The sequence below is a fragment of the Erysipelatoclostridium sp. An15 genome (assembly GCF_002160675.1).
Lineage (GTDB): Bacteria > Bacillota_I > Bacilli_A > Erysipelotrichales > Coprobacillaceae > Thomasclavelia > Thomasclavelia merdavium.
Genome location: NZ_NFLA01000001.1, coordinates 65555 through 89329 on the forward strand (window position 1 = coordinate 65555; position 23775 = coordinate 89329).

General features: G+C 28.8%; 23 protein-coding genes and 2 other annotated features. Of the genes, 21 read left to right on the plus strand and 2 right to left on the minus strand.

Annotated features, from left to right (window positions below):
• Positions 1-5 precede the first annotated feature (5 nt).
• Positions 6-208, plus strand: a binding site (T-box leader).
• A gap of 37 nt (positions 209-245) precedes the next feature.
• The 12 genes from hisS to B5E92_RS00375 all read left to right on the plus strand — a co-directional run bounded on the left by hisS (position 246) and on the right by B5E92_RS00375 (position 13166).
• A complete protein-coding gene (gene hisS / locus B5E92_RS00320; protein WP_087298418.1) occupies positions 246-1523 on the plus strand; it encodes a histidine--tRNA ligase in 1278 nt (425 codons plus the stop codon).
• Positions 1516-3267: an aspartate--tRNA ligase gene (gene aspS / locus B5E92_RS00325; RefSeq protein ID WP_087298419.1), complete on the plus strand. Its 1752-nt coding sequence runs from the start codon at positions 1516-1518 to the stop codon at positions 3265-3267. Before hisS ends, aspS begins: the two co-directional genes overlap by 8 nt.
• Positions 3260-4339, plus strand: coding sequence for a Xaa-Pro peptidase family protein (locus B5E92_RS00330; protein WP_087298420.1), 1080 nt, complete (start codon positions 3260-3262; stop codon positions 4337-4339). Before aspS ends, B5E92_RS00330 begins: the two co-directional genes overlap by 8 nt.
• A 109-nt stretch (positions 4340-4448) precedes the next feature.
• On the plus strand, positions 4449-5759 hold the full coding sequence (murC, locus tag B5E92_RS00335; RefSeq protein WP_087298421.1) for a UDP-N-acetylmuramate--L-alanine ligase: 1311 nt from the start codon (positions 4449-4451) through the stop codon (positions 5757-5759).
• Between the two features lie 48 nt (positions 5760-5807).
• Positions 5808-6098: a DUF948 domain-containing protein gene (locus B5E92_RS00340; protein WP_087298422.1), complete on the plus strand. Its 291-nt coding sequence runs from the start codon at positions 5808-5810 to the stop codon at positions 6096-6098.
• Between the two features lie 15 nt (positions 6099-6113).
• A complete protein-coding gene (locus B5E92_RS00345) occupies positions 6114-6590 on the plus strand; it encodes a YtxH domain-containing protein (RefSeq protein ID WP_087298423.1) in 477 nt (158 codons plus the stop codon).
• On the plus strand, positions 6590-7597 hold the full coding sequence (locus B5E92_RS00350; protein WP_087298424.1) for a LacI family DNA-binding transcriptional regulator: 1008 nt from the start codon (positions 6590-6592) through the stop codon (positions 7595-7597). Before B5E92_RS00345 ends, B5E92_RS00350 begins: the two co-directional genes overlap by 1 nt.
• 81 nt (positions 7598-7678) lie before the next feature.
• Positions 7679-8140, plus strand: coding sequence for an RNA polymerase sigma factor (locus tag B5E92_RS00355; RefSeq protein ID WP_087298425.1), 462 nt, complete (start codon positions 7679-7681; stop codon positions 8138-8140).
• A complete protein-coding gene (locus B5E92_RS00360) occupies positions 8137-9132 on the plus strand; it encodes a hypothetical protein (RefSeq protein ID WP_087298426.1) in 996 nt (331 codons plus the stop codon). The genes B5E92_RS00355 and B5E92_RS00360 overlap by 4 nt, the downstream gene beginning before the upstream one ends.
• A 124-nt stretch (positions 9133-9256) precedes the next feature.
• Positions 9257-9452, plus strand: a binding site (T-box leader).
• Positions 9453-9492: 40 nt separating this feature from the next.
• The gene (tyrS, locus tag B5E92_RS00365; RefSeq protein ID WP_087298427.1) at positions 9493-10719 is read left to right on the plus strand and encodes a tyrosine--tRNA ligase; all 1227 of its coding nucleotides are present in this window, start codon (positions 9493-9495) and stop codon (positions 10717-10719) included.
• A gap of 114 nt (positions 10720-10833) precedes the next feature.
• Complete coding sequence (locus B5E92_RS00370; protein WP_087298428.1) at positions 10834-12318, plus strand: glycoside hydrolase family 1 protein; 1485 nt, start codon at positions 10834-10836, stop codon at positions 12316-12318.
• A gap of 62 nt (positions 12319-12380) precedes the next feature.
• Entirely contained in the window at positions 12381-13166 is a 786-nt protein-coding gene (locus B5E92_RS00375) for a MurR/RpiR family transcriptional regulator (protein ID WP_087298429.1), read from the plus strand.
• A gap of 33 nt (positions 13167-13199) precedes the next feature.
• On the opposite strand, the gene B5E92_RS00380 is transcribed toward B5E92_RS00375, so the two are convergent.
• Positions 13200-13940 (minus strand): ATP-binding protein, encoded by a 741-nt coding sequence (locus B5E92_RS00380; RefSeq protein ID WP_204215145.1) that lies wholly within the window; start codon positions 13938-13940, stop codon positions 13200-13202.
• A 135-nt stretch (positions 13941-14075) separates the two neighbouring features.
• On the opposite strand from B5E92_RS00380, the gene truB reads away from it, so the two are divergent.
• The 3 genes from truB (at position 14076) to B5E92_RS00395 (ending at position 16771) form a co-directional block, all read left to right on the plus strand.
• Positions 14076-14918, plus strand: coding sequence for a tRNA pseudouridine(55) synthase TruB (truB, locus tag B5E92_RS00385; protein ID WP_087298430.1), 843 nt, complete (start codon positions 14076-14078; stop codon positions 14916-14918).
• A complete protein-coding gene (locus B5E92_RS00390) occupies positions 14918-15832 on the plus strand; it encodes a bifunctional riboflavin kinase/FAD synthetase (RefSeq protein WP_087298431.1) in 915 nt (304 codons plus the stop codon). The genes truB and B5E92_RS00390 overlap by 1 nt, the downstream gene beginning before the upstream one ends.
• An 84-nt stretch (positions 15833-15916) precedes the next feature.
• Complete coding sequence (locus tag B5E92_RS00395; protein ID WP_087298432.1) at positions 15917-16771, plus strand: DMT family transporter; 855 nt, start codon at positions 15917-15919, stop codon at positions 16769-16771.
• On the opposite strand, the gene B5E92_RS00400 is transcribed toward B5E92_RS00395, so the two are convergent.
• A complete protein-coding gene (locus B5E92_RS00400; protein ID WP_087298433.1) occupies positions 16768-17442 on the minus strand; it encodes a gamma-glutamyl-gamma-aminobutyrate hydrolase family protein in 675 nt (224 codons plus the stop codon). The two genes, B5E92_RS00395 and B5E92_RS00400, sit on opposite strands and share 4 nt — an antisense overlap.
• Before the next feature lie 150 nt (positions 17443-17592).
• Between B5E92_RS00400 and B5E92_RS00405 the strand changes: the two genes are divergently transcribed.
• The 6 genes from B5E92_RS00405 to B5E92_RS00430 all read left to right on the plus strand — a co-directional run bounded on the left by B5E92_RS00405 (position 17593) and on the right by B5E92_RS00430 (position 23764).
• The gene (locus B5E92_RS00405) at positions 17593-19332 is read left to right on the plus strand and encodes a septation ring formation regulator EzrA (RefSeq protein WP_087298434.1); all 1740 of its coding nucleotides are present in this window, start codon (positions 17593-17595) and stop codon (positions 19330-19332) included.
• Positions 19333-19385: 53 nt separating this feature from the next.
• Positions 19386-20522, plus strand: coding sequence for a cysteine desulfurase family protein (locus tag B5E92_RS00410; protein ID WP_087298435.1), 1137 nt, complete (start codon positions 19386-19388; stop codon positions 20520-20522).
• A gap of 3 nt (positions 20523-20525) precedes the next feature.
• Positions 20526-21722, plus strand: coding sequence for a tRNA uracil 4-sulfurtransferase ThiI (gene thiI, locus B5E92_RS00415; RefSeq protein WP_087298436.1), 1197 nt, complete (start codon positions 20526-20528; stop codon positions 21720-21722).
• Between the two features lie 78 nt (positions 21723-21800).
• Complete coding sequence (locus B5E92_RS00420) at positions 21801-22022, plus strand: alpha/beta-type small acid-soluble spore protein (RefSeq protein WP_087298437.1); 222 nt, start codon at positions 21801-21803, stop codon at positions 22020-22022.
• A 123-nt stretch (positions 22023-22145) separates the two neighbouring features.
• The gene (locus tag B5E92_RS00425) at positions 22146-22364 is read left to right on the plus strand and encodes an alpha/beta-type small acid-soluble spore protein (RefSeq protein WP_087298438.1); all 219 of its coding nucleotides are present in this window, start codon (positions 22146-22148) and stop codon (positions 22362-22364) included.
• Positions 22365-22567: 203 nt separating this feature from the next.
• Positions 22568-23764, plus strand: coding sequence for an acetate/propionate family kinase (locus B5E92_RS00430; RefSeq protein ID WP_087298439.1), 1197 nt, complete (start codon positions 22568-22570; stop codon positions 23762-23764).
• The last annotated feature ends 11 nt before the right edge of the window (positions 23765-23775 follow it).

A 23775-nucleotide genomic window follows, 5' to 3' on the forward strand; every position in this document is an offset into this window, starting at 1 on the left:
ATCATTTTAATCCGATGAACAAGATTAAATAATTAATTCTTTTATGTAGAGAAAATACGGCTGGTGAAAGTATTTAAAAGAAGATTATGGGACACTTGGGAGGAGTTACTTTGAAAGACAGTAGGAGTAAACGTTTGTTGCGTTAAGACAAGAGTGCGTGTCAAAAAACACGAATTAAGGTGGTACCGCGTTAGTTAACGTCCTTATTTTTAAGGACGTTTTTATATTATTAAGGAGGGAAAAAGATGAATTATAAAGCGCCACGTGGAACTGTAGATATTTTGCCAGAACAAAGTAATAAATGGCAAACATTAGAACAGCTAATTAGAACAATTTGTGCTAATTATAATGTTAAAGAAGTTAGAACCCCTATCTTTGAACATACTGATTTATTTTGCCGTTCAGTAGGTGATACAACAGATATTGTTAGTAAAGAAATGTATACTTTTGCTGATAAAAAAGGGCGTTCTATTACTTTACGTCCTGAAGGAACAGCTGGAGTAGCTAGAGCATATGTTGAACATAAGATGTATGCTAATCCTGATAAAATTAGTAAGTTATATTATATTGGTCCAATGTTTCGTTATGAAAGACCTCAAAATGGTCGTCAAAGACAATTCCATCAATTTGGGGTAGAAATGATTGGTTATGAATCACCATATTTAGATGTTGAATGTATGACAATGGCTGTAACTTTAGTTAAAGCTTTAGGGTTAAAGGGTGTTAAACTACATATTAATACATTAGGTGATAATGAAAGTCGTGATACTTATCGTGAAGCGTTAAAAGCTCACTTTGCGCCATATTTAGATGAATTATGTAGTGATTGTAAAAATCGTTATGAAGCTAATCCGCTTAGAATTCTCGACTGTAAAGTCGATCGTAATCATCCAGCGATGGCTACAGCACCAAAAACATTAGATTATTTAAATGAACATAGTAAAGCTCATTTTGAAAAAGTATGTCAACTATTAGACGAATTAGAAATTGAATATGTAGTTGATCCTAATTTAGTTAGAGGTTTAGATTATTATTGTCATACAGTATTTGAAGTTATTTCTGATGATCCTCGTTTAGGAGCTGGTTCAACTGTTGGCGGTGGTGGTCGTTATAACGGTTTAGTTCAAGAATTAGGTGGACCAGAAGCTCCAGGTGTTGGTTTTGCTTTTGGTATGGAAAGATTATTAATTGCTATGGATGATCAGTTACAAGAAGAAGATGGTTTAGATGTTTATGTTATGCCATTAGGTAAAGCTGCTAAAGATTTAGCAATGCAAATTACAACTATGTTAAGAGCTAATGGATTTACTGTTGATATGGATTATCAAGATCGCTCATTGAAGGCTCAATTTAAAACTGTTGATCGTTTAAATAGTCATTTTGCAATGATCATTGGTGATAAAGAAGTTGAACAAGAAGTTGTAAATATTAAATGTACTCATTCAAAAACACAAGATGTAGTACCAATTGAAAATATTGTAGCGTATATTGAAGATCATATGGAGGGACATAGTCATGAATAGAACTCACAATAATGGTGAATTAAGAATTAGTGATGTTGGTAAAACAGTTGAATTAAAAGGCTGGGTTGCTAAAAAGAGAAATTTAGGAGCTTTAGTTTTTATTGATTTACGTGATCGTTATGGGATTACACAAATTGTATTAAATGAATCAATGGAAGAAATTTCTCGTGAAATAAAAAATGAATATGTTTTACACGTTGTTGGAAAAGTAATTGAAAGAAGTTCTAAGAATCCTAATTTACCAACAGGTGATATTGAAATTGAAGTAACTAGTATTGATATTATCAATACAGCAAAAGTTACCCCAATTTATACAACTGATGAAACTGATGCTAGTGACGATGCTAGAATGCAATATCGTTATTTAGATTTAAGAAGACCAGTAATGCAAGAAAAATTAATTACTCGTCATAAAATTACACGCAGTATTCGTAATTTTTTAGATGAACATGATTTTATTGATATTGAAACACCATATTTAAATCGTTCAACACCAGAGGGAGCAAGAGACTTTTTAGTTCCTTCAAGGGTTCATAATGGTTCATTTTATGCTTTGCCACAATCACCACAATTATTTAAACAATTATTGATGGTTGCTGGATTTGAAAGATATTATCAAATTGCTCGTTGTTTTAGAGATGAGGATTTACGTATTGACCGTCAACCTGAATTTACTCAAATTGATGTTGAAATGAGTTTTATGACAACTGATGAAATCATTACTTTAGGAGAACAAATGATTGCTCAAGTAATGAAAGATGTCAAAGGAATTGAAATTTCATTGCCATTACCTCGTATGACTTGGCATGAAGCTATGGAAAAATATGGAATCGACAAACCTGATATTCGTTTTGGTTTAGAATTAGTAAATCTTAATGAAACAGTTAAAGATGTTGATTTTATGGTCTTTAAATCAGCGTTAGAAGCTAATGGTTATGTAAAAGGTATTAATGTTAAAGGTCAAGCTAATAATTTTTCTCGTAAAGCTATTGATAAATTAACAGATATTGTAAAAACATATAAAGCTAAAGGATTAGCCTGGTTAAAAGTTAAAAATGGTAAAGGGGAAGGTCCTATTGCTAAATTCTTTAACGATGAACAAATGGAACGTTTATTAACAGCAATGGCTGCTAATGATGATGATTTATTGTTATTTGTAAGTGATGTAAAATATGATGTTGTTTGTAGTTCTCTTGCAGCATTACGTAATCATTTAGGTAAGGAATTAAAATTATATGATCCAAATGAATTTGCATATTTATGGGTAGTTGATTTCCCAATGTTTGAATTTGATGATGAAACTAATCGTTATTATGCAGTACATCATCCATTTACAAGACCTAAAGAAGAAGATATTGATAAAATTGAAAATGATCCAGCTCATTGTTTAGCTGATGCTTATGACATTGTTTTAAATGGTTTTGAATTAGGTGGTGGATCTCAAAGAATTTATGAACAAGATTTACAAGAACGTGCTTTTAAAGCATTAGGATTTACTCAAGAACGAATTGAAAGTCAATTCGGATGGTTTGTAGAAGCCTTCCAATATGGAACACCTCCTCATGGTGGTTTTGCTTTAGGATTAGACCGTTTAGCAATGATTTTAACTGGTAGTGAAAATATTCGTGAAGTAATTGCTTTCCCTAAAAATGCTAGTGCAGTTTGTCCAATGTCTAAGGCTCCAAGTGTTGTTGATCAAGAACAATTAGACGAATTAAAGATTGCGGTGATTGAAGATGAATAAGCAAAGAATTAATGAAGTTGTAAAAAACATGCAAGAAAATAATCTAGATTATTTATTAATTAGTGAACCATCATCAATTGATTATTTAATTAATTATGTTAATAATCCTGGAGAAAGAATGTATGTTTTAATGCTAGGGGCTAATGGTGATCATTGTTTATTTTTCAATAAACTATTCTTTGTGGAAAATGATTTAGGAATTGAAATTGCATGGCATAGTGATACCGATGATCCAACAGCTAGTATCGCAAGTAAAATAGCTGGAGCTAAAACTGTTGGTGTCGATAAACATTGGAGTGCTCACTTTTTACTTAGTTTAATGGAAAAGATGCCAGATACAAAATTTGTCAATGGTTCTAAATGTGTTGATTATGTTCGAATGGTCAAAGATAAAGAAGAACAAGAATTAATGATTGAAGCAAGTAAAATCAATGATAAAGCAGTTGACAAAATTATCAAATTAGTTGGTACTGGTTTATCAGAAAAACAAATTGCTGATCAGTTAGAAGATATTTATAAAGAACTTGGCGCTTCTGGAAATAGTTTTGAGCCAATTGTAGCTTTTGGGGCTAACGGTGCTAATCCTCATCATGAAAATGATGACAGTCAATTAAAACCAGGAGATAGTGTAATAATTGACATGGGTTGTAAATACCATGGTTATTGTTCAGATATGACAAGAACAGTATTTTACAAAGAAGTTAGCGAAGAAGCTAAAAAGGTTTATCAGTTAGTTCGTAAGGCTAATGAAGCAGCTGAAGCAATGATCAAACCTGGCGTAAAACTTTGCGACATTGATAAAACAGCACGTGATATTATTAGTGAAGCTGGATATGGAAAAGAATTTAATCATCGTTTAGGACATTTCATTGGTAGAGATGTTCATGAATATGGTGATGTTTCAGTTAATTTTGATTTAGAAGTTAAAGAAGGAATGACTTTTTCTATTGAACCTGGTGTTTATTTACCTGGTAAATTTGGTGTTCGAGTTGAAGATTTAGTCTTAGTTACTAAAGATGGATGCCAAGTATTAAATAGTTATTCTAAGGATTTAATAGTTGTAAATGATTAAAAGTTTAATACTTTTAATCATTTTCTATCATTAAAAAGTAATAATTTTTTCTTGACTATTAAATACATTTATCATAAATTGTGCTAAAATGAGATGGTGAGGTGACAATATGTATTATTTTATAGGTATAAAAGGTTCAGGGATGGCGCCATTAGCCGAAATCCTTCATGAACTAGGAAATGATGTTTGTGGTAGTGATATTGATAAATATATTTTTATTGAAGATGAATTAAGAAAGAGAAATATCCCTATTTATTCTTTTGATCCAAATAACATTAAAGATGGCTATACAGTTATAATTGGAAATGCTTTTGGTGATGACCATGAAGAAGTAAAAGCAGCACTAGCAAATCCAAATGTTAAATGTTATCGTTATTTTGAATTTTTAGGAAAATTCATGGAAAACTTTATTTCTATCAGTATTGCTGGTACTCATGGGAAAACAACTACTACGGGTATGGCTTATCATTTATTTAAAGATTTTGCGAAAACTACCGTTTTAATTGGTGATGGTACTGGTTATGCAACTAAAGATAGTAAATATTTTATTGCCGAATCTTGTGAATTCCAAGATCATTTTTTACATTATTATCCACAATATGCAATTATCAATAATATTGAATTAGATCATGTTGATTACTTTGGTAATCTAGAAAGATATATTGAATCTTTTGAAAAATTTGCTAATCAAGTTAAAGATACAGTAATTGTATGGGGTGATGATCCAAATATCAAAAAAATCAATTTCAAAAAAAGAGTTATGAGATTTGGTTTAAATGACAATAATGATGTTAGAGCAGTCAATGTAATTGAAAACCATGATGGATTGTCATTTGATGTATATATTCATAATGAATTATTTGGACATTTTAATTTGCCATATTATGGAATGCATATGTTATATAATTCATTAGCGATTATTACTCTTGGATATTTAGAAAATATGAGCTATGAATATATGCAAGAAAAAATGGCTACATTTGAAGGTACTAAAAGACGGTATACAGTTACTGAAGTTGGTAACAATATATATGTTGATGATTATGCTCATCATCCAACAGCAATTAAATATGTAATTGAAGCTACTCGGGTTAGATATCCTGGTAAAAAAATCGTAGCTGTGTTTAAGCCAGATCGTTATTCAAGAGGAGCTCGATTTGCTGTTGAGTTTGCTCAGGCGATGGATTTAGCGGATTATCCATATTTTTGTCCATTCCCTGAAAATGCGGTTAAAGAGGAAGGCATCGATATTGATATTTACGATATTGCTAAAAACTTACCTCGTTCTAAAGTAATCGGTGAAGACGACGAAGCAGCTAAAGAATTAGCTAAATATGATAATGTTGTGTTCTTATTTATGTCTAGTAAAGATATTTATAAACTAGAAGAAAAAGTTATTGCCGCAAAAAAATCTATGTAAGAATTTAGAAATATGTTATAATGATTTTTAGAAAGTTGAGGTAATGCTATGACTGCAATCGATATATGTTATTGTGTCTTAATTTTGGCTGGTGCATTTGCTCTAGTAACATTAGGTATTTTGTTATTGCGTTCAGCTACTACAGTTAAACAAGTTGGTGAAACTGTTGAAATGGCGCAAAGTACGATAAATAAAGCAGAAAAAGTAATGGATGATATTACATACAAGCTAGATTTATTGAATGTACCAGTTGAAACTATCGCAAGTATCTTTGATCCTGAACGTCCAAAATTTAGCCCATTTGGTATGATTATTAGATTTATTAGAAAATTGTTTTAGAAAGGTGAATAAAAAATGAAATTAGGTAAATTAATTGCTGGAATTGGAATTGGAACCGTAATTGGAATGTTATGTGCTCCAAAAAAAGGTAGTGAATTAAGAAAAGATATTAAGGATAAATCAAAAGATTTATATGATAAAGCACAAAATATCTCAAAAGAAGATATTCAAGAATTAATCAATAATACAATTGATGAAATTAAATTAGCTATTGATGAATTTGATGCTGATGAGTTTAAAGAAAACGCTGGAAAAAAAATTAATGAAGTAAAATCAAAATTAGAAGAATTAGCTGTTTCAGTTAAATCTAGTGAAGAATATGCTAATTTTAAAGAATCAGTTACTAAAGTAAGTAATGAAGTAACTACTAAATTAAAAGAAATCAAGACAAAAATTCAAGACCAGGATTTTAACGAAGTAGATGAATTTGATGGTGTAATTGATGACATCGAAGATGAATTAGATGTTATCATTGAAGATCTAAAAGACTAATGAAAAAAGTTACTATTTATGATGTTGCAAGAGAAGCAGGAGTTTCTCTTGCGACTGTTTCTCGGGTAATTAACGGGTCTAATGTTGTCCGAGAAAAGACAAAGCAAAAAGTCTTGGATGTAATTGAACGTCTAGATTTTAAACCAAATGATATAGCAAGAGGCTTAGCGACGAGTAAAACAACAACAATTGCAATTGTTTTTCCGCAATCATTGTTTGCCCATGTTAAAGATATGATTGGTGGAATTGGTGATACCGGAAGACATTTAGATTACAATATTAACATGTATACTACAGATGATATTGGTGATGAAAATACTGTTGCTGATGTTACTGAACGATTAGTAAAATCACGTGTTGATGGTGTAATACTTTTTAACAACGATAATCTTGATGAAACTATTGATTCAATTGTTAAATACAATTTACCAATTGTAGTTATTGGTAAAAAGATTTCTGGTGAAAATATTGGATCAATCTATATTGATGTTAAAAAGGCAGCTGAGGAAATTGTTGATCGCTATTTAAATCGTGGTAAAGATGATATTATTTATATTTTACCAAAACAAAATTTAATTAAAAGTGATGAAATTATTGAAGGAATTAAAGAAACATATAAAAAGCATAACAAGGAATTTACAACAAACCAGATTCTAACAAGTTCAAGTCATTATGAAAACACATATCCAAACTTTATCGAATATTTTAAAACTCATAAACATGATTTAGTATTTTGTGGTTATGACAAAGATGGTGTTGCTGTAATTAATGCAGCTCAAGAAAATGGAATTAAAATTCCAGATGAAATGGAAGTAGTTGGTATGTTGAATACTAGTTATTCGATTATGTGTAAACCAACTCTATCTTCAATGAATGTTCCAGTTTATGATATGGGAGCATTAGCAGTTAGACTTTTAACTAAGTTTTTACAAGATGAAGAAATTGAATCAAAAGAAATTGCAGTACAGCACATGTTTATTAAACGTGATTCAACAAAAGATGATTAGGCTTTCGTAAAGAAAGTCTTTTTTTATTATTTGTCACTATTTAAGGATTTGAATTGTTTATTAGGTGAAGGGAGGATATTCATGGATAATGAAGCGCTTGAATCAATTTTTTATCGGTATCGGGAAATGGTATATAAAACAGCTTTTTTGTACTTGAAAAATGAAGCAGATGCCTTGGATGTAGTTCAAAACACTTTTTTAAAATTATCGAAACAAAAGAAATTTAATGATGAAGAGCATCTTAAACGCTGGCTATTAAGAGTAAGTATTAATTTATGCAAGAATAATTTAAAAAGTTATTGGAAAAGAAATGTAACTTCTTTTAATGAAGAATATTATTGTAATGAAAATGTCGACATTCAACTTAAAGAACTAGTATTTAAATTAGCACCAAAATATAAGGGTGTTATATATCTGTATTGTTATCAAGGATATAAAATTAAGGAAATAGCTAAAATATTACATATTAAAGAAGCTGCGGTTAAACAAAGATTAAAAAGAGAACGAGAAAAATTAAAAATAGAATGGGAAGATATAAAATGAAACAAGATGATTTAAAGAAAGTTATAGATGGTATTATAATTCCTGAACAAAAATTGGATATGTGTTTAAAAAGCAAAAAAAATCCTAAAAGGTATTATAAATTTTTGGCTGTACCGGTAGTGATTTGTTTAACAATTGGTATTTTTAGTTTAAGAAAAGATGAAAATGTAAAAGAAACAACTAATATTGATTCAGATTATTTTATAACCAATGTTTATGCAAATGAACAAAATTATAATATAGAAAAACCAGTACAAATTGATATGACTGAAGATATGTTTGGAATATCGTGGAGAGTTAGTAATAAAATAAACAGTGATGAAAGTGGATTTAATGGTAAATCATATTTACCATTTGATATAGTTATTACTGGTGATAATATTAAAGAGATAACATATTCTGTTGTAAATGGTGATAGTTTGAATTTTTATCTTTTAGAGTCGTTTGATGAGTTCCAGGGAGATTATAATAAATTAATCGAAGAAGACAATGGTAATACTGTTTTAAAAAAATTTAACGAGTTTCGAGATAAGGATCTTAACATGTTTAAGGAAAAATATAATTTTGCAGATGATTTAGAACAATATTATAATGATAATTCTTTTGATATGTCGATTGAATATGATAAAAAAATGGCAGAAACAAACTTTAGCCAAGAATCAATAAAAGAGTATGGCTGGATTTACTGGATTAGGATCAACCACAAAAAAGAATTAATGATGCCATATGATAAACAATTTGATAATCAATCAAAAATGCAAATAGTAACTAGTTTTTCATATGGAAAAGATGAATTGTCATATTATAAAAATGAAAAAAATATGACAAGATTTATTAAAGATGAACTTTTAAATTATCAAATTAAAATGGAAATTAAATACAATAATGGTATTACTAAAGAAAAAAAGATCACTTTTACAGAAGTACCAATAACCGAGGAAGATATGCGACCAGGTGATTATGGATCTAGAATTTATATGCAAATCTCATAAATATAAAAGCAGTTAAATTAATAAGTATATTTTTGACCTCACAGAACAGATAAACTATGACAAAGATATTAAAACTTAATTTTATAATCGGGTTGACTTAATATTTTTTTTAGCATATAATTCTATTACGACGTTGAAGGAAAATAGTAGTCAAAATAGGCATTTAAGAGACCTTGTGGCTGGTGGAAACAAGGATGTACTACTGATGAATACACTCTGGAGTCTCTAGATGAAAAGTCTAGACGGGTAATTCCGTTATCAATATCAAGAGCATACTAGATGTATGAATAAAGGTGGTACCGCGAGATTTCGTCCTTTAGGATGAAATCTCTTTTATTTTATATAGGGAGGATTTTATTAATGAAAATTTATGATGAATTAGTTTGGCGTGGACTAATTAAAGATGTTAGTTCACCAGATTTAGAAGAAAAGTTAAATAATGGTGGTATGACTTTTTATATTGGAACAGATCCTACTGGTGATAGTTTACATATTGGTCATTTTTCATCATTTTTGATTTCTAAAAGATTAAAAGAAGCTGGGCATAATCCGATTTTATTAGTTGGAGGAGCAACTGGTTTGATTGGTGATCCTAAACCAGATACAGAAAGACCAATGATTACTAAAGAAACAGTTGAACATAATTTCAAATGTTTAAAGAAACAAGCACAAGATATTTTTGGTTTTGAAGTAGTAAATAATTATGACTGGTCTAAAGATATCAACTTTATTGATTTTTTAAGAGATTATGGTAAATATTTCAATGTAAATTATATGTTGAATAAAGATATCGTAAAACGTCGTTTAGATGCCGGAATCACATATACAGAATTTTCATATATGATTATGCAAGCTTTAGATTTTGAATGGTTATATAATAATAAAAATTGTGTTATGCAAGTAGCTGGTCAAGATCAATGGGGAAATATTACTGCTGGTATTGAATTGATTAGAAAAAAAGATGGTAAAGAAGCTTATGGATTTACAATGCCATTGTTAACTAAAAGTGATGGAACTAAGTTTGGTAAAACTAATGGTAAAGCTATCTGGTTAGATCGTAAAAAGACATCACCATATGAAATGTACCAATTCTTTATTAATTCAGAAGATGATAAAGTAATTGATTACTTAAAATTCTTAACTTTCTTAACTCCAGAAGAAATAATGGAATTAGAAGAAAAGAACAAAAAACAACCACATTTAAGAGAAGCACACCAAGCTTTAGCACGTGAAGTAATTACTTTCTTGCATGGTAAAGAAGCATATGAAGAAGCTGTAAATATTTCTAAAATGCTATTTTCTGGACAAATTCAATCATTAACTTTAGAGCAAGTAAAAGAATGTTTTGCAGGTGTACCTAGTGTTGAAGTGAATGAAGATTTAAATATTTTAGATGCTTTAATTACTTGCGGTGGTGCTAAAAGTAAACGTGAAGCTCGCGAATTTGTTAATGGTGGATCTATTTTAGTTAATGGTGAAAGAATTAAAGATGTTGACTTTGTAGTAAGTAAAGCTAATGCTTTTGGCAATGAAGCAACTGTAATTCGTCGTGGTAAAAAGAATTATTTTGTAATTAAACATTTATAAAATCATGGGAAACCATGATTTTTTCATTTTGTGAAACAAGTGAACAAAATATGAAAAAAATAACTTTCTTATATATAATTCTGATATCTTATTAGTATATAGGAGGCAAAAATAATGAAACAATTTTCAAAAGATTTTTTATGGGGTGGAGCAGTTGCTGCCAACCAATGTGAGGGAGCCTGGTTAGAAGATGGCAAAGAACCAAATGTAACTGATATTATGGTAGGGATTGGTTCTAAGGATCCAGGGTTAAAATGGAATGATACTACAAATAAATGGGAAATGGCATTAGATCCTAATAAAGTCTATTTATCTCATGAAGCGATTGATTTTTATCATCGATATAATGAAGATTTAGAACTAATGGCAGGAATGGGATTTAATTGTTTTAGAACTTCAATTGCTTGGGGAAGAATATTTCCTAATGGTGATGAAGAAACACCTAATGAAGCGGGATTAGAATTTTATGATCGATTAATTGATAAAATGATTGAACTAAAAATGGAACCAGTAATAACTTTAAGTCATTATGAAACACCACTACATTTATTAACAGAATATGGTGGTTGGAGCAATCATAAATTAATTGATTTTTGGAATCGTTATGTAACAACAGTTTTTAAACGTTATCAAGGTAAAGTTAAGTACTGGTTGACATTTAACGAAGTAAATAATATGATGAACAATCCATTGGTAGCTGGTGGTGTTTTAAATATTAATCCAAGTGATAAAAACGATCCAATTGGTTCAATTACTGAAAAAGAAAAATGGCAAGCATATTATAATATTTGTGTTGCTAACGCATGGACTGTTAAGATTTGTCGTGAAATTGATCCTGACGCTAAAGTTGGCTGCATGCTTACAAGTTCATCTGTAGCAACATATCCATATAATTGTGATCCAGATAATGTTTTTGGTGCTTACGATGCAGTTAGAAAAGCAAACTTTTACTTTGGCGATGTCTTTTGTTTAGGAATTATTCCAGGTTATGTAAAACGAATCTGGCAAGAACATGATTGTACACCGGTCACTGATGAAAAAGAATTACAATTGATAAAAGATCATACTGTTGATTTCTTCTCATTTAGTTATTATCGTTCAGCAACATATGATCATGAAGTTTCATTAAGTGGTAATACTGGTGGTTTAGTGGGTAAAGAAAATCCATATCTTACTGGATGTTCACCTGAACCATGGTGCTGGCCAATTGATCCAAAAGGGATTCGATATGTTTTAAATGTTTTATATGATCGTTATCATTTACCATTATTTATTGTTGAAAACGGTATTGGTTTAGATGAAAAAGTTGATGAAAATGGTCAAATAAATGATATAGAACGCCAAAAATATATTGAAGATCATTTAAAATATGTTTATGAAGCTGTTTTAGATGGTGTTGAAGTAATGGGATATTTATATTGGGGTCCAATTGATATTGTTTCTGCCGGAACTGGTGAAATGAGGAAACGTTACGGTTTTGTTCATGTTGATCGTAATAATGATGGTACCGGAACTTTAAAAAGAACTAAAAAGGATAGCTATGACTGGTATAAAGAAGTTATTGAAACTAGTGGTGCTAGTATTTTAAATAAATCTTAGGGTAACCTAAGATTTTTCTTTTGTTTGCAATTATGCTATGATTAAAACAAGAGGTGAAAATCATGGATTTATCTAGTATACTTTTTGCTGTAATAGAAAAAGAAGAACCCGGATCGACAAATTATATTATTGCCGATTATATAATAAAAAATAGTCAAGATCTAGATAATATTTCAACTGTTGAACTTGCTAAGGCTTGTAATGTTTCTAAGGCGTCAATTAGTCGTTTTTGTCGAAAGATTGGATTGGAAGATTTTTTAGCATTAAAAATCTTGATCCGTAGTTATAAACCAGGGAAAACTGTATCACAAAAATATTCTTTTAAACAAACTACTGATGATGATGTTATTAATTTTATTGATGAATCGATTGATAAAATGACTTTATTAAAAAAACATTTAGATCGAACTTTATTAAATGAAATTACGCAGGATATAAATAAATATCAACGTGTCTATTTAATGGGATTACAACAGTCAGCAGGAATTATGATTTCTTTGGCTAATGATTTAATGACGTTTAAAAAATATGCTTTTGCAATAATGGAACCAAAGAAAATAAATCAAATTTTAAAAAATGCTACTGATCAAGATTTAATAATAGTTTTTTCAGCGACGGGTTCGTTTTTTGAAAAAATATTACCAAGAAAAAATATTATCAATAAAAATAATCCACCACGGATTTATTTGATTACTACCATTAAAACTGATATCTATTCTTTTGTCTATAAAAATATTTTTTTAGATGATGAATATAATTTTTCATCTAATTTATTATTAAACATCTACGCTTCATTAATCGCTATTAATTTTAAAAATCTATATCAAAAACCTTTAACTAATATCTAACAAAAAAAGGGGATATACCCCTTGGATATTAGTTTATTTTTTTCTTGGTGTTTTATGCCATAACATGGTATTTTCTTCGTTTGATAGACTGGTTAATAGATTGTTTTTTGCTTGTGGATATTTTTTATATAAATCATTTAAAAGCTGTTTAAATTCTTCTCTTTTGGTATGTTTATCAGCTGGACATGTAGATACAACAACTGGAACATTTGCTTCTTTTACAGCACTGACTATATCAGATTCATAGGCATAAACAAGAGGACGAATAAAATTCATATCAGTTCTAGATAAATACATTTTAGGAGTAAAGGTCGCAATTTTACCACCATAAAACATATTCATAAATAAAGTTTCTACTGCATCATCACCATGATGAGCAAAAGCGACTTTATTACAATTGTATTTTTTGGCCCCATCAATAACTAAAGCTTTTTTAAATTTTGAACATAATGAACATTGTAATCGTCCATCAGGTGTTTTATTAAGTTTTAAAATTTCATAGACATCACTTGGTTCATGATATAATTCAATATTATTTTTTTTACAAAAAGCATCAACTTCACTAAAATCCATATTAGGAAAACCCATTTCAATGTGAACGCCAATTACATCAAATTTTACAGTTGAAAATTTCTTATATAAAGATAAACAATATAAAAGTAATGTCGAATCTTTACCACCAGAAACGCCCACACATATTTTATCGCCATCTTGAATTAAATTAAATTCTTCATCAGCTTTACGGATACATCCTAAAACTTTTTTCATTGTCATTTTTTATCACCTTGTTTATTCTATAAAAAAAATTTAATTTAGTAAAGATATTTTAGTTAAATCTGACGTATAATACTTTTGTATAAATAATTTGCAATTTAGATAAAAGATAGGTAAAATGATGAAGGTGATAAAATGGATGGAGTAATTATAGTAAATAAACCAGCAGGAATGACAAGCCACGATGTGGTAAATCGTATTAGAAAAATTTTTAAAACAAAAAAAGTTGGTCATTGTGGAACTCTTGACCCTGATGCAACAGGAGTCTTAGTTGTTGCTGTTAATAAAGCAACTAAGCTATTACAGTTTTTAACAGCAGATAATAAAGAATACATAGCGACGTTAAGTTTAGGAACCGCTACTGATACTTATGATGCTAGTGGAGAAGTTACAGCAACTAAAGAATATGTACCAATTAGTGATAAAAAAATACTAGCTTGCTTAAATAGCTTTGTCGGAAAACAAGAACAAATTCCGCCAATGCATTCAGCAATTAAAGTAAAAGGAAAGAAACTATATGAATATGCTCGTAATAATGAAACGGTTGAAATTCCTAAACGAGTTATAACTATTGATTACATTGAATTAATTTCGATAGTCGATAATTTAGTTAAGTTTAAAGTTGGCTGTTCAAAAGGAACATATATTCGTTCATTATGTTTTGATATTGCTAAAAAACTTGATTATCCAGGGCATATGTATAGTTTAATTAGAAGTAAATCAGGTAATTTTTCATTGAGCGATAGTTATAGTTTAGAAGAAATTGAAAATGGCGAGTTTGAAATGCTTTCAATGGAAGAAGCATTAAGCAATTATCCTAAGTTAGTTGTTGATGATGAAAATATAATATATCATGGTAAAAAGATTAAATCTAAGATTAATCATCAAGTAGCTATTTATAATCAAAATAATAAAGTTTTAGCTATTTATGGACCAGACGGTAATGGTTATCTAAAAAATATTAGAGGTTTGTGGTAATGGAAGTTATTTATTTAAATAAACAATCAAAATTTGATTTAGAAGATAGTTGTGTAGCTTTAGGCTTTTTTGATGGAATGCATTTAGGACATTTAAAACTGGTTGAAAAAGTGATTTCTATCTGCAATAAAACTGGTTTAAAAAAAGGATTATTAACTTTTGATGTCCAGCCTAAAGCTTATTTATCTAATCAGCATTTTAAACAGTTGATGAGTTTAGAAGATAAAATTGATTTTATGAAAAAGTATGATTTTGATTATTTATTTGTTTTATCTTTTAGTAATAAACTTGCTAGTATGGAACCCGATAAGTTTATTGATGAATATCTAATTAAAACTAAAATAAAACATGTTGTATGTGGTTTTGATTTTCATTTTGGTAATCAAGGTAAAGGGGATTGTAATTTTTTAATTAAATATAAAGAAAATAATTATGAAGTCAGTGTTATTGACAAGTTAGAATATGAACATCATAAAATATCTTCATCTTTTTTGCGAGAAATTTTATCGCAAGGTGAAGTAGAGTTAGCGACCAAATTATTAAATCGCCCTTATCAGGTTTCAGGATTAATAATCCACGGTCGAAAAAATGGTCATAAAATTGGCTTTCCTACTATTAATGTTGATGCTAATAATTATGTCTTACCTAAAGGTGGGGTATATGCTTCAAAAGTAATTATTGATGGCAAAGAATATTTAGGTATGGCTAATCTTGGCTATAATCCAACCTTTACAGCATTAAAACAAATATCATTAGAAGTTAATATTTTTGATTTTGATCAGGATGTTTATGGTAAAATGGCAAAAGTAATCTTTTTAAAACGGATCCGTAAGGAACAAAAGTTTCCTTCTATCGATGATTTGATAGAACAGCTTAAAACAGATAAACAAAAAATTATAGATGAATTTAGTTAAGCATTAGATATTTGACTATTGTTGATAGTTAAATATCTTTTTTAAATAGAAAATAACTGGTAATAATACATAATGGTGATAGATATGTTATATGGATGGTTAATATTTGCCAGTTTTTTATGGGGAAGTAATGTATTAGTAATGAGATATATGCTTGAGCATACTTCTTCGCTTTTTTTAGCTGATTTGAAAGTATTGCTTTCATTAATAGCGGTATATTTAATTATGAGATATAAAAAAATAGCATTAAACAACTATCCCTTTAAAATAGGAATAGTTGTTTCGCTATTTTCAATTACATTAAATTTTATTTTAACTTTTGCAGGAATTAATTTAATATCTGGCAGTTCTAATGCGATTATTAATTCATTAGCACCACTAGTAACAGTTTTGTTGGCATGGCTTTTTTATCATCAGCACATTTCTAAAAATCAAATCATTGCGGTTATAATTGCTTGTGTTGCTTTTTTTATGTCGATTAATTTTGATCTTTCAAAATTGTCGCTAGGTCATCTTTTGATGATTGGTGGAATAATTTTTTATAGTTTTGGTAATTTAATAATGCAACATCATTTACAAAAGGATGATAACTTACCGTTTACTTTTCAATATTTATTATATGCATTTATTGAATTGACAATTTTAAATATTTTTATAGACAATAATAGCCAATTAAATATGATTCCATTATCTTTATGGTTATTGTTTATTTTATTTTCAGGAATTGGTTTTGCTATTATACAAATTATTTATTTTCAGGCTGTTTTAAAAATTGGCAGTATTAAAACAAGTTTTTTGTTAGGACTAAATCCAGTTTTTACATATATAGGATCTTTATTATTACAAGAATCATTCGATTTAAACCGTTTTTTAGCGATGGTATTAATGGTAATTGCAATGTTTGTCGCTAATAAAAAAGATAGTCAGATAGTTAACTAATCAAATAAACTTTTAAAAAGAAGCATGATTTGATCTTGTATTTCATCATTAATCTTTTCAGGATGCCATTGCAAGGCAATAATATTATCTTTTTCAATTGCTTCAATAATACCATCTTTACTATAAGCAGAAATAGTGAATCCTGGTGCAACTTGATCGATAGCTTGATGGTGAAAGGAATTAGTCATAAAACTAGAGCCAAGATATTTATTTACTAAAGTATTTTCTTTAGTTCTTACTAAATGATGATAACCAGGAAATTGTTCTTGTAAATGATTATCATATTTTTTGGTTTCTAGTATATCTTGAATCAAAGTACCACCAAAAGCAACATTTATACTTTGAAGACCACGACAGATACCGATAATTGGTTTGCCTGATTTGGCAAACTTTTTTATTAATCGCATTTCTAACTGTTCTAATTCTAAAACTTCTTTCTTTGTTTTAGGGTTTAATGACTGATTATATAATGTGGGATCAAGATCTTTGCCACCGCTTAATAACAGTCCATCACAACAAGAACACAAAAAATCTAGTGTTTCATCACTAATATTACCAATAGCGATAACATCAAAATTATGTTTTTTAAACATGTGTAAATATTCTTTGTAAATATAATATACTCGTTCATTACTATAAGAACGAAGCGGCGTTAATATTTTTTTATTCATTTTATCCTCCATTTAATATATCTATATTTATAATATGACAAAATTATTAAATCTTGTAAAGAAAATTTAAAATCAGTTAAGATATTACTTAGACAACATATAGCAGTTATGGTATACTTTATTAGTAAGAATAAAAAAGAGGGATGTATAATGGACTTTTTAGATAATATAATTGAACAATTTGGGGCCCAAAATATTATTATTGTTGGGGTAAGTTTACTAGTGATTATTCTGGTTTTACTAGTTTATTGGATCGTTAAATTAAAGTCATATCGCAAAGAAATAGTTGATTTAGAAAATGATATGAATGCTATTAAAACTTTACCGATTCAATATCGTTTAGGGCGTATTAAATCAATTGGTAAAAATATGCCTGATGTAATGGAAAAGTATGAAGAATTCGAACTTGAATTTAATGAATTGCTTGAATTACAAGGCAATGAAATAGCACCATTGATGAATGATATTGATGAACGGTTATTTTATCGTAAAATAAGAGGAATTCGTAAAGATATAAATAAATTAAAAGAGTTAATCGTTGACTATGAAAAACGTTCTCAAAATCTTTTGAAAGAAATTGAAGTGATTACGGAAATTGAAAACGTTCAAAGAGTGGCAATAATTAAAGTAAAAGAAAAATATCGTAAAACAACTGACGACTATGCTGCTGTTAGATTTAAAATTGAGGATTTTGTTCCAGCAGTACCAGCAATGATCGAAGATATCGATCAACGTTTTGTAGAATTAGAAACGTTAATGAATACACAACGTTTTGATGATGCTAAAGTATCAACAAATAAAATTGATAAAGATATTGATTTGTTAAATACGTATATTAGAGATTTGCCTACTTATATTTCAATAGTTCGTAAATATATTCCAAAACGTTTAGATGAATTAAATAAAACGATCAAAGAGATGCGAGAAAGAAATTTTTCAATTGAAAAATTAGATACAACTGTACGTTATAATATAATTCATACCGATTTAGAAAAAACAATTCAAGCGATTAAACATTTGGATCTAGAAAATGTTGGTAGTGCTATTGAAACAATGACTGATGATATAAATAGTTTAGCAGCTGATTTTGAAAAAGAAGAAAATGCTTATAATTTATATGAAGAAGCTCGTAATAATTGCTATAAGCATATTGGTCATCTAGATGAAGGATTACAAAAGACTATTAATTCATTTGAAGAATTACAAGAAAATTACTTATTGACAGATTATCAAATTACTGTAAAAGAAGATTATGAGAATTTCAAAGAAATTTTAGATGATTTAGAAAAAATAACTACAGTTATTGAAAGTAATGATTTTTCATATAGTGCTATGATTGAAAGCTTTGAAAAACTAATTGAACGTTGTAAACCATTTGATGATGAATTAAATAAATATATTGAATTAGAAAATTCATTACGTTTAGAAGAAAAAAGAGCTTTAGATGAATTAGAAAATATTAATATTGTTTTATTGGAAATTAAATCAGAAATAAAAAATAATCATTTACCAATGATTAATGAATCATATAAAGATTATATTAATGACTCTTATCAAAAAGCTGATGAAATCTTAAAGTTCATTCGCCATCGTCCAATTGATTTAAATCGTCTATCTGTTCAAGTAGACGCGGCTAGAGATGTTATCTATAAATTATATGATAATGTTCATAATTTGATTGTTACAGCAGAGATGGTTGAAGATGCCATTATTTATGGTAATCGTTATCGAACATCATTTTTAGAAGTAAATACAGAATTAACTAAAGCAGAATTATTATATCGAAATGGTGAGTATACTAAAGCTTTGACTACAGCCGTAGATATAATTGAAAAAATCAAACCAGGTTCTTATGAGATGTTAATTAATAAAAACGGCACAAAGTTATAGACAAAAGTCATGACTTTGTGTTTTAATTGCATATAATAAAATAGGGGGTAAAAATGATATATTTAGACTATGTGGCAACAACACCTTTAAATCAAGATGTTTTAAATACTTATCATAATTTATTATCTAAATATTTTTATAATGCTGATTCTATGTATGATAAAGGAATCGAAGTAAATCGTCTAATGGAACATTCACGTAAATTAATTAGTGATTATTTAAATGTTAAAGAAGATGAAGTTATTTTTACTAGTTGTGGTAGTGAAGCTAATAACATGGCTATTAAAGGTGTGGCTTTTCAATATCAAAATCGTGGTAAACATATTATAACGACCGCAATCGAACATTCTTCAGTATACGAGACTTGTAAAGAGTTAGAAGAAGTTTTTGGCTTTGAAGTAACTTATTTGCCAGTTGATAATCGTGGTTGTATTTCTTTAGAACAGTTAGAAAATAGTATTCGCGATGATACTATTTTAGTATCGATCATGTATGTTAATAATGAAATTGGGGTTATAAATCCGATTGAAAAAATAAAGAAAATTGTAAAAAAACACGATCGGGTTAAACTACATTTTGATATGGTCCAAGCCTTAGGTAAACTGCCAATTGATTTGAATGATGTTGATTTAGCTTCTTTTTCAGCTCATAAGATTTATGGTTTAAAGGGCAGTGGATTATTGTTTAAACGTCGTTCAACAACAATTGTTCCTTTAATTAGTGGTGGACAACAAGAATTTGGATTACGAGGTGGAACTTCTAATGCATGTACAAATATTGTATTTGCAAAAACACTGCGATTAGCTTTAGAAAATTTTGATAAAAAAAGTGCACATATAAAAAAAATAAATCAATATTGTCGTCAATGTTTAAAAGAAATTGACGGTGTTGTAATAAATAGTGATGAAAAAGTATGTATTGATACTATAATTAATTTTTCGTGTCTTGGCTATAAGCCAGAAGTTATTTTACATGATTTAGAAACTAAAGAAATATATCTATCAACTCGAAGTGCATGTTCTTCTAAAACAAGTAATATTTCAAGAATAATGAAACAATTAAATTTAGATGAAGCCATTAGTTCAAGTGCGCTTAGAATTAGTTTTAGTGAACATACTAGTAAAGAAGATATTGATAAATTTTGTTATTATTTACAAGATAGTATGGCTAGATTGAAGAAACAGAGGTAATATATGGAAGCAAATTATATTTTAGTTCGTTTTGGAGAACTAACAACAAAAGGTAAAAATCGAAAATTATTTACTAATCGTCTTTTAAAAAATACTAAAGAAATTTTAGCTGAATTTAAACAATTAACATATGATTTACAACATGATCGAATGTATATTATTTTAAATGGTGCTAATCACGATGCTGTTTGTGCTAAACTTAAAACAGTTTTTGGTATTTATTCTTTTTCAGTTGCTTATAAAATGGAAAAAGAATTGGAATTAGCTAAAAAAGCTGTATTACAGATTATTGAAAATAATAGTGGTAAAACATTTAAAATTAATACCAAACGAGCTGATAAAAATTTTCCTGGTAAATCACAAGATATTAATCGTGAAATAGCTACTTATGTTTTCCATCATACAAGTAAAGAATTAAAGGTTGATGTTCATCATCCTGATATTTTAGTTACTGTTGAAATTCGTCATGATGCGATTTATGTAATGGATAATATTATAAAAGGAGCTGGGGGTTATCCTGTTGGCGTTGGTGGAAAAGCTCTTTTAATGATGTCAGGAGGAATTGATTCGCCAGTAGCTGGTTATTTGACATTAAAACGAGGTGTTGATATTGAATGTGTTCATTTTGCAGCACCGCCATATACAAATGAACTAGCTAGAGAAAAAGTATTAGATTTAGTTGATAAGTTAAGACATTTTACCCATGGTAAAATTAAAGTTCATATTGTAAATTTTACAAAATTACAATTAGCCGTATATGATCATTGTGATGAAAGTTATGCAATGACTGTTATGCGTAGAATGATGTATCGAATTAGTGAAAAAATAGCTTTAAAAAATCATTGTTTAGCTTTAGTCAATGGTGAAAGTATTGGACAGGTAGCGTCACAAACTTTAAATAGTATGCAAGTAATCAATGAAGTTGTTAAATTACCAGTTTTAAGACCAGTTTTATGTTTGGATAAACTAGAAATTATTGATATTGCAACTAAAATTGATACTTATGAAATTTCAATTCGACCTCACGAAGATTGTTGTACTATCTTTACACCTAAAGCACCAGCTACTAAACCAAAATCTTATAAAGCAGAAGCTTTTGAAGCTGAATTTGATTTTGAAACATTAGTAAATGAATGTGTAGATACAGTTGAAGAAATTATAATTGATGATAATTATAAAAAGAATGATGATATTTTTTAAATAATAAAATAAAATTGAAAAAATCAGGTATGTTTTTTAACTTTTGACACAAGATATAGTTGTCAGGAGGTGAAATACATGTCACAAAATTATTCAAGTAAAAATAAATTAGTTGTTCCTGGAGCACAAAATGCAATTGATCAAATGAAATATGAAATTGCAAATGAATTTGGTGTTAATTTAGGTCCTGATACAACTGCTCGCGCTAACGGTTCTGTCGGAGGCGAAATCACTAAAAGATTAGTGGAAATGGGCCAAAAACAAATGAGTTCATCAAATGGATATAATCGTTCTAAATAAGTATATTAACCCTAGAGTGTTTCTAGGGTTTTTATTTTTATAATTATTATTAAATAAAAAAATATATTTGTTGTATATTAAAAAAAAACTGACACAAAATATAAGTGTCAGGAGGTGAAAGGAATGTCACAAAGTTACTCTAGTAAAAACAAATTAGTTGTTCCTGGAGCACAAAATGCAATTGATCAAATGAAATATGAAATTGCAAATGAATTTGGCGTTAATTTAGGTCCTGATACAACTGCTCGTGCTAATGGTTCTGTTGGTGGCGAAATCACTAAAAGATTAGTAGAAATGGGCCAAAAGCAAATGAGTTCATCTAATTTTAATCAATCAAAATAATCCAAGTACTTATAGAAAGCCCTGGAAAATCTTCTAGGGTTTTCTACTTTTTTGTTTAGTTATATTATTATATAGAAATATTTATTACATTAATTTTTCTTGTATTTATCGCAAAAAAATGGAAGTGCTTTCAAAATATATTGAGTTTACATAAAAATTTATGTAAAATAATAGTGATATGTATATACGAGGAGGAAAAATTAATGGTAAAAGTAATGGCAGTAAACGCTGGGAGTTCATCATTAAAATTCCAGTTGATCAATATGCCTAGTGAAGAAGTAATTACTTCAGGAATAGTAGAAAGAATTGGACAAGAAAAAGGAAATTTTGAAATGAAATATAATGGGCGAGAATATCAAAAAGAATGCCCAATTAAAGATCATAGTGTTGCTGTGCAACTATTACTAGATGCTTTAGTAGATTGTAAAGTAGTTGAAAAATTAAGTGATATTGATGCTTGTGGTCACCGAATTGTTCATGGTGGCGAATATTTTAATGATTCAATAAAAGTTGATGAGGATGTTGTTGCTAAAGTAGAAGAATTATCTGAGCTAGCACCATTACATAATCCAGCTCACATCATTGGATATAATGCTTTTAAAAAAGCTTTACCAGATGTTGAACATGTTTTTGTTTTTGATACAGCTTTCCATCAAACTTTAGATCAAGAACGCTATTTATATCCATTACCATATGAATATTATACTGATTTAAAAGTGCGTAAATATGGTGCCCATGGAACTAGTCATAAATATGTATCACAAACAGTAATTGAAATGCTAGGAAATCCAAAACATTCAAGAATTATTGTTTGTCATTTAGGAAATGGTGCAAGTATTTCAGCTGTTGAAGATGGTGTATGTATTGATACATCAATGGGATTTACACCATTAGCAGGAGTAATGATGGGTACTCGTACAGGTGACGTAGATCCTTCAGTTATGCCATATTTGTGTAAAAAATTAAATAAAACTGCTGATGAAGTATTAGAGATATATAATAAAAAATCAGGTATGCTTGGTGTGTCAGGAATTTCATCAGATTCAAGAGATATTGAAAATGCTTTATTTAAAAAAGGTGATGATAGAGCTTTATTGACAAGTCTTTTATATGCAAGAATTGTTTCTAAGTATATTGGAAGCTATTTTGTTGAACTTGGTGGTGTTGATGTAATTGCCTTTACAGCAGGTGTTGGTGAAAATGCTGCATATTTAAGAAGATTGATCATTGATGATTGTTCTCGTGCTTTAGGTGTTCATCTAGATGAAGAAAGAAATAATCAAAGATCAAAAGAAAATAGAGTTATTTCTTCAAAATATTCTCAAGTTGAAGTTATGGTAATTCCAACTAACGAAGAAGTAATGATTGCTCGAGATACTGTTAGAATTTTAGGTTTATAGAACTCTGATTA

What these genes read in the sequence shown, in the direction of transcription:
- hisS (WP_087298418.1), top strand. Translation starts at nt 246, where the DNA reads ATGAATTATAAAGCGCCACGTGGAACTGTAGATATTTTGCCAGAACAA.
- aspS (WP_087298419.1), top strand. Translation starts at nt 1,516, where the DNA reads ATGAATAGAACTCACAATAATGGTGAATTAAGAATTAGTGATGTTGGT.
- B5E92_RS00330 (WP_087298420.1), top strand. Translation starts at nt 3,260, where the DNA reads ATGAATAAGCAAAGAATTAATGAAGTTGTAAAAAACATGCAAGAAAAT.
- murC (WP_087298421.1), top strand. Translation starts at nt 4,449, where the DNA reads ATGTATTATTTTATAGGTATAAAAGGTTCAGGGATGGCGCCATTAGCC.
- B5E92_RS00340 (WP_087298422.1), top strand. Translation starts at nt 5,808, where the DNA reads ATGACTGCAATCGATATATGTTATTGTGTCTTAATTTTGGCTGGTGCA.
- B5E92_RS00345 (WP_087298423.1), top strand. Translation starts at nt 6,114, where the DNA reads ATGAAATTAGGTAAATTAATTGCTGGAATTGGAATTGGAACCGTAATT.
- B5E92_RS00350 (WP_087298424.1), top strand. Translation starts at nt 6,590, where the DNA reads ATGAAAAAAGTTACTATTTATGATGTTGCAAGAGAAGCAGGAGTTTCT.
- B5E92_RS00355 (WP_087298425.1), top strand. Translation starts at nt 7,679, where the DNA reads ATGGATAATGAAGCGCTTGAATCAATTTTTTATCGGTATCGGGAAATG.
- B5E92_RS00360 (WP_087298426.1), top strand. Translation starts at nt 8,137, where the DNA reads ATGAAACAAGATGATTTAAAGAAAGTTATAGATGGTATTATAATTCCT.
- tyrS (WP_087298427.1), top strand. Translation starts at nt 9,493, where the DNA reads ATGAAAATTTATGATGAATTAGTTTGGCGTGGACTAATTAAAGATGTT.
- B5E92_RS00370 (WP_087298428.1), top strand. Translation starts at nt 10,834, where the DNA reads ATGAAACAATTTTCAAAAGATTTTTTATGGGGTGGAGCAGTTGCTGCC.
- B5E92_RS00375 (WP_087298429.1), top strand. Translation starts at nt 12,381, where the DNA reads ATGGATTTATCTAGTATACTTTTTGCTGTAATAGAAAAAGAAGAACCC.
- B5E92_RS00380 (WP_204215145.1), bottom strand. Translation starts at nt 13,940, where the DNA reads ATGACAATGAAAAAAGTTTTAGGATGTATCCGTAAAGCTGATGAAGAA.
- truB (WP_087298430.1), top strand. Translation starts at nt 14,076, where the DNA reads ATGGATGGAGTAATTATAGTAAATAAACCAGCAGGAATGACAAGCCAC.
- B5E92_RS00390 (WP_087298431.1), top strand. Translation starts at nt 14,918, where the DNA reads ATGGAAGTTATTTATTTAAATAAACAATCAAAATTTGATTTAGAAGAT.
- B5E92_RS00395 (WP_087298432.1), top strand. Translation starts at nt 15,917, where the DNA reads ATGTTATATGGATGGTTAATATTTGCCAGTTTTTTATGGGGAAGTAAT.
- B5E92_RS00400 (WP_087298433.1), bottom strand. Translation starts at nt 17,442, where the DNA reads ATGAATAAAAAAATATTAACGCCGCTTCGTTCTTATAGTAATGAACGA.
- B5E92_RS00405 (WP_087298434.1), top strand. Translation starts at nt 17,593, where the DNA reads ATGGACTTTTTAGATAATATAATTGAACAATTTGGGGCCCAAAATATT.
- B5E92_RS00410 (WP_087298435.1), top strand. Translation starts at nt 19,386, where the DNA reads ATGATATATTTAGACTATGTGGCAACAACACCTTTAAATCAAGATGTT.
- thiI (WP_087298436.1), top strand. Translation starts at nt 20,526, where the DNA reads ATGGAAGCAAATTATATTTTAGTTCGTTTTGGAGAACTAACAACAAAA.
- B5E92_RS00420 (WP_087298437.1), top strand. Translation starts at nt 21,801, where the DNA reads ATGTCACAAAATTATTCAAGTAAAAATAAATTAGTTGTTCCTGGAGCA.
- B5E92_RS00425 (WP_087298438.1), top strand. Translation starts at nt 22,146, where the DNA reads ATGTCACAAAGTTACTCTAGTAAAAACAAATTAGTTGTTCCTGGAGCA.
- B5E92_RS00430 (WP_087298439.1), top strand. Translation starts at nt 22,568, where the DNA reads ATGGTAAAAGTAATGGCAGTAAACGCTGGGAGTTCATCATTAAAATTC.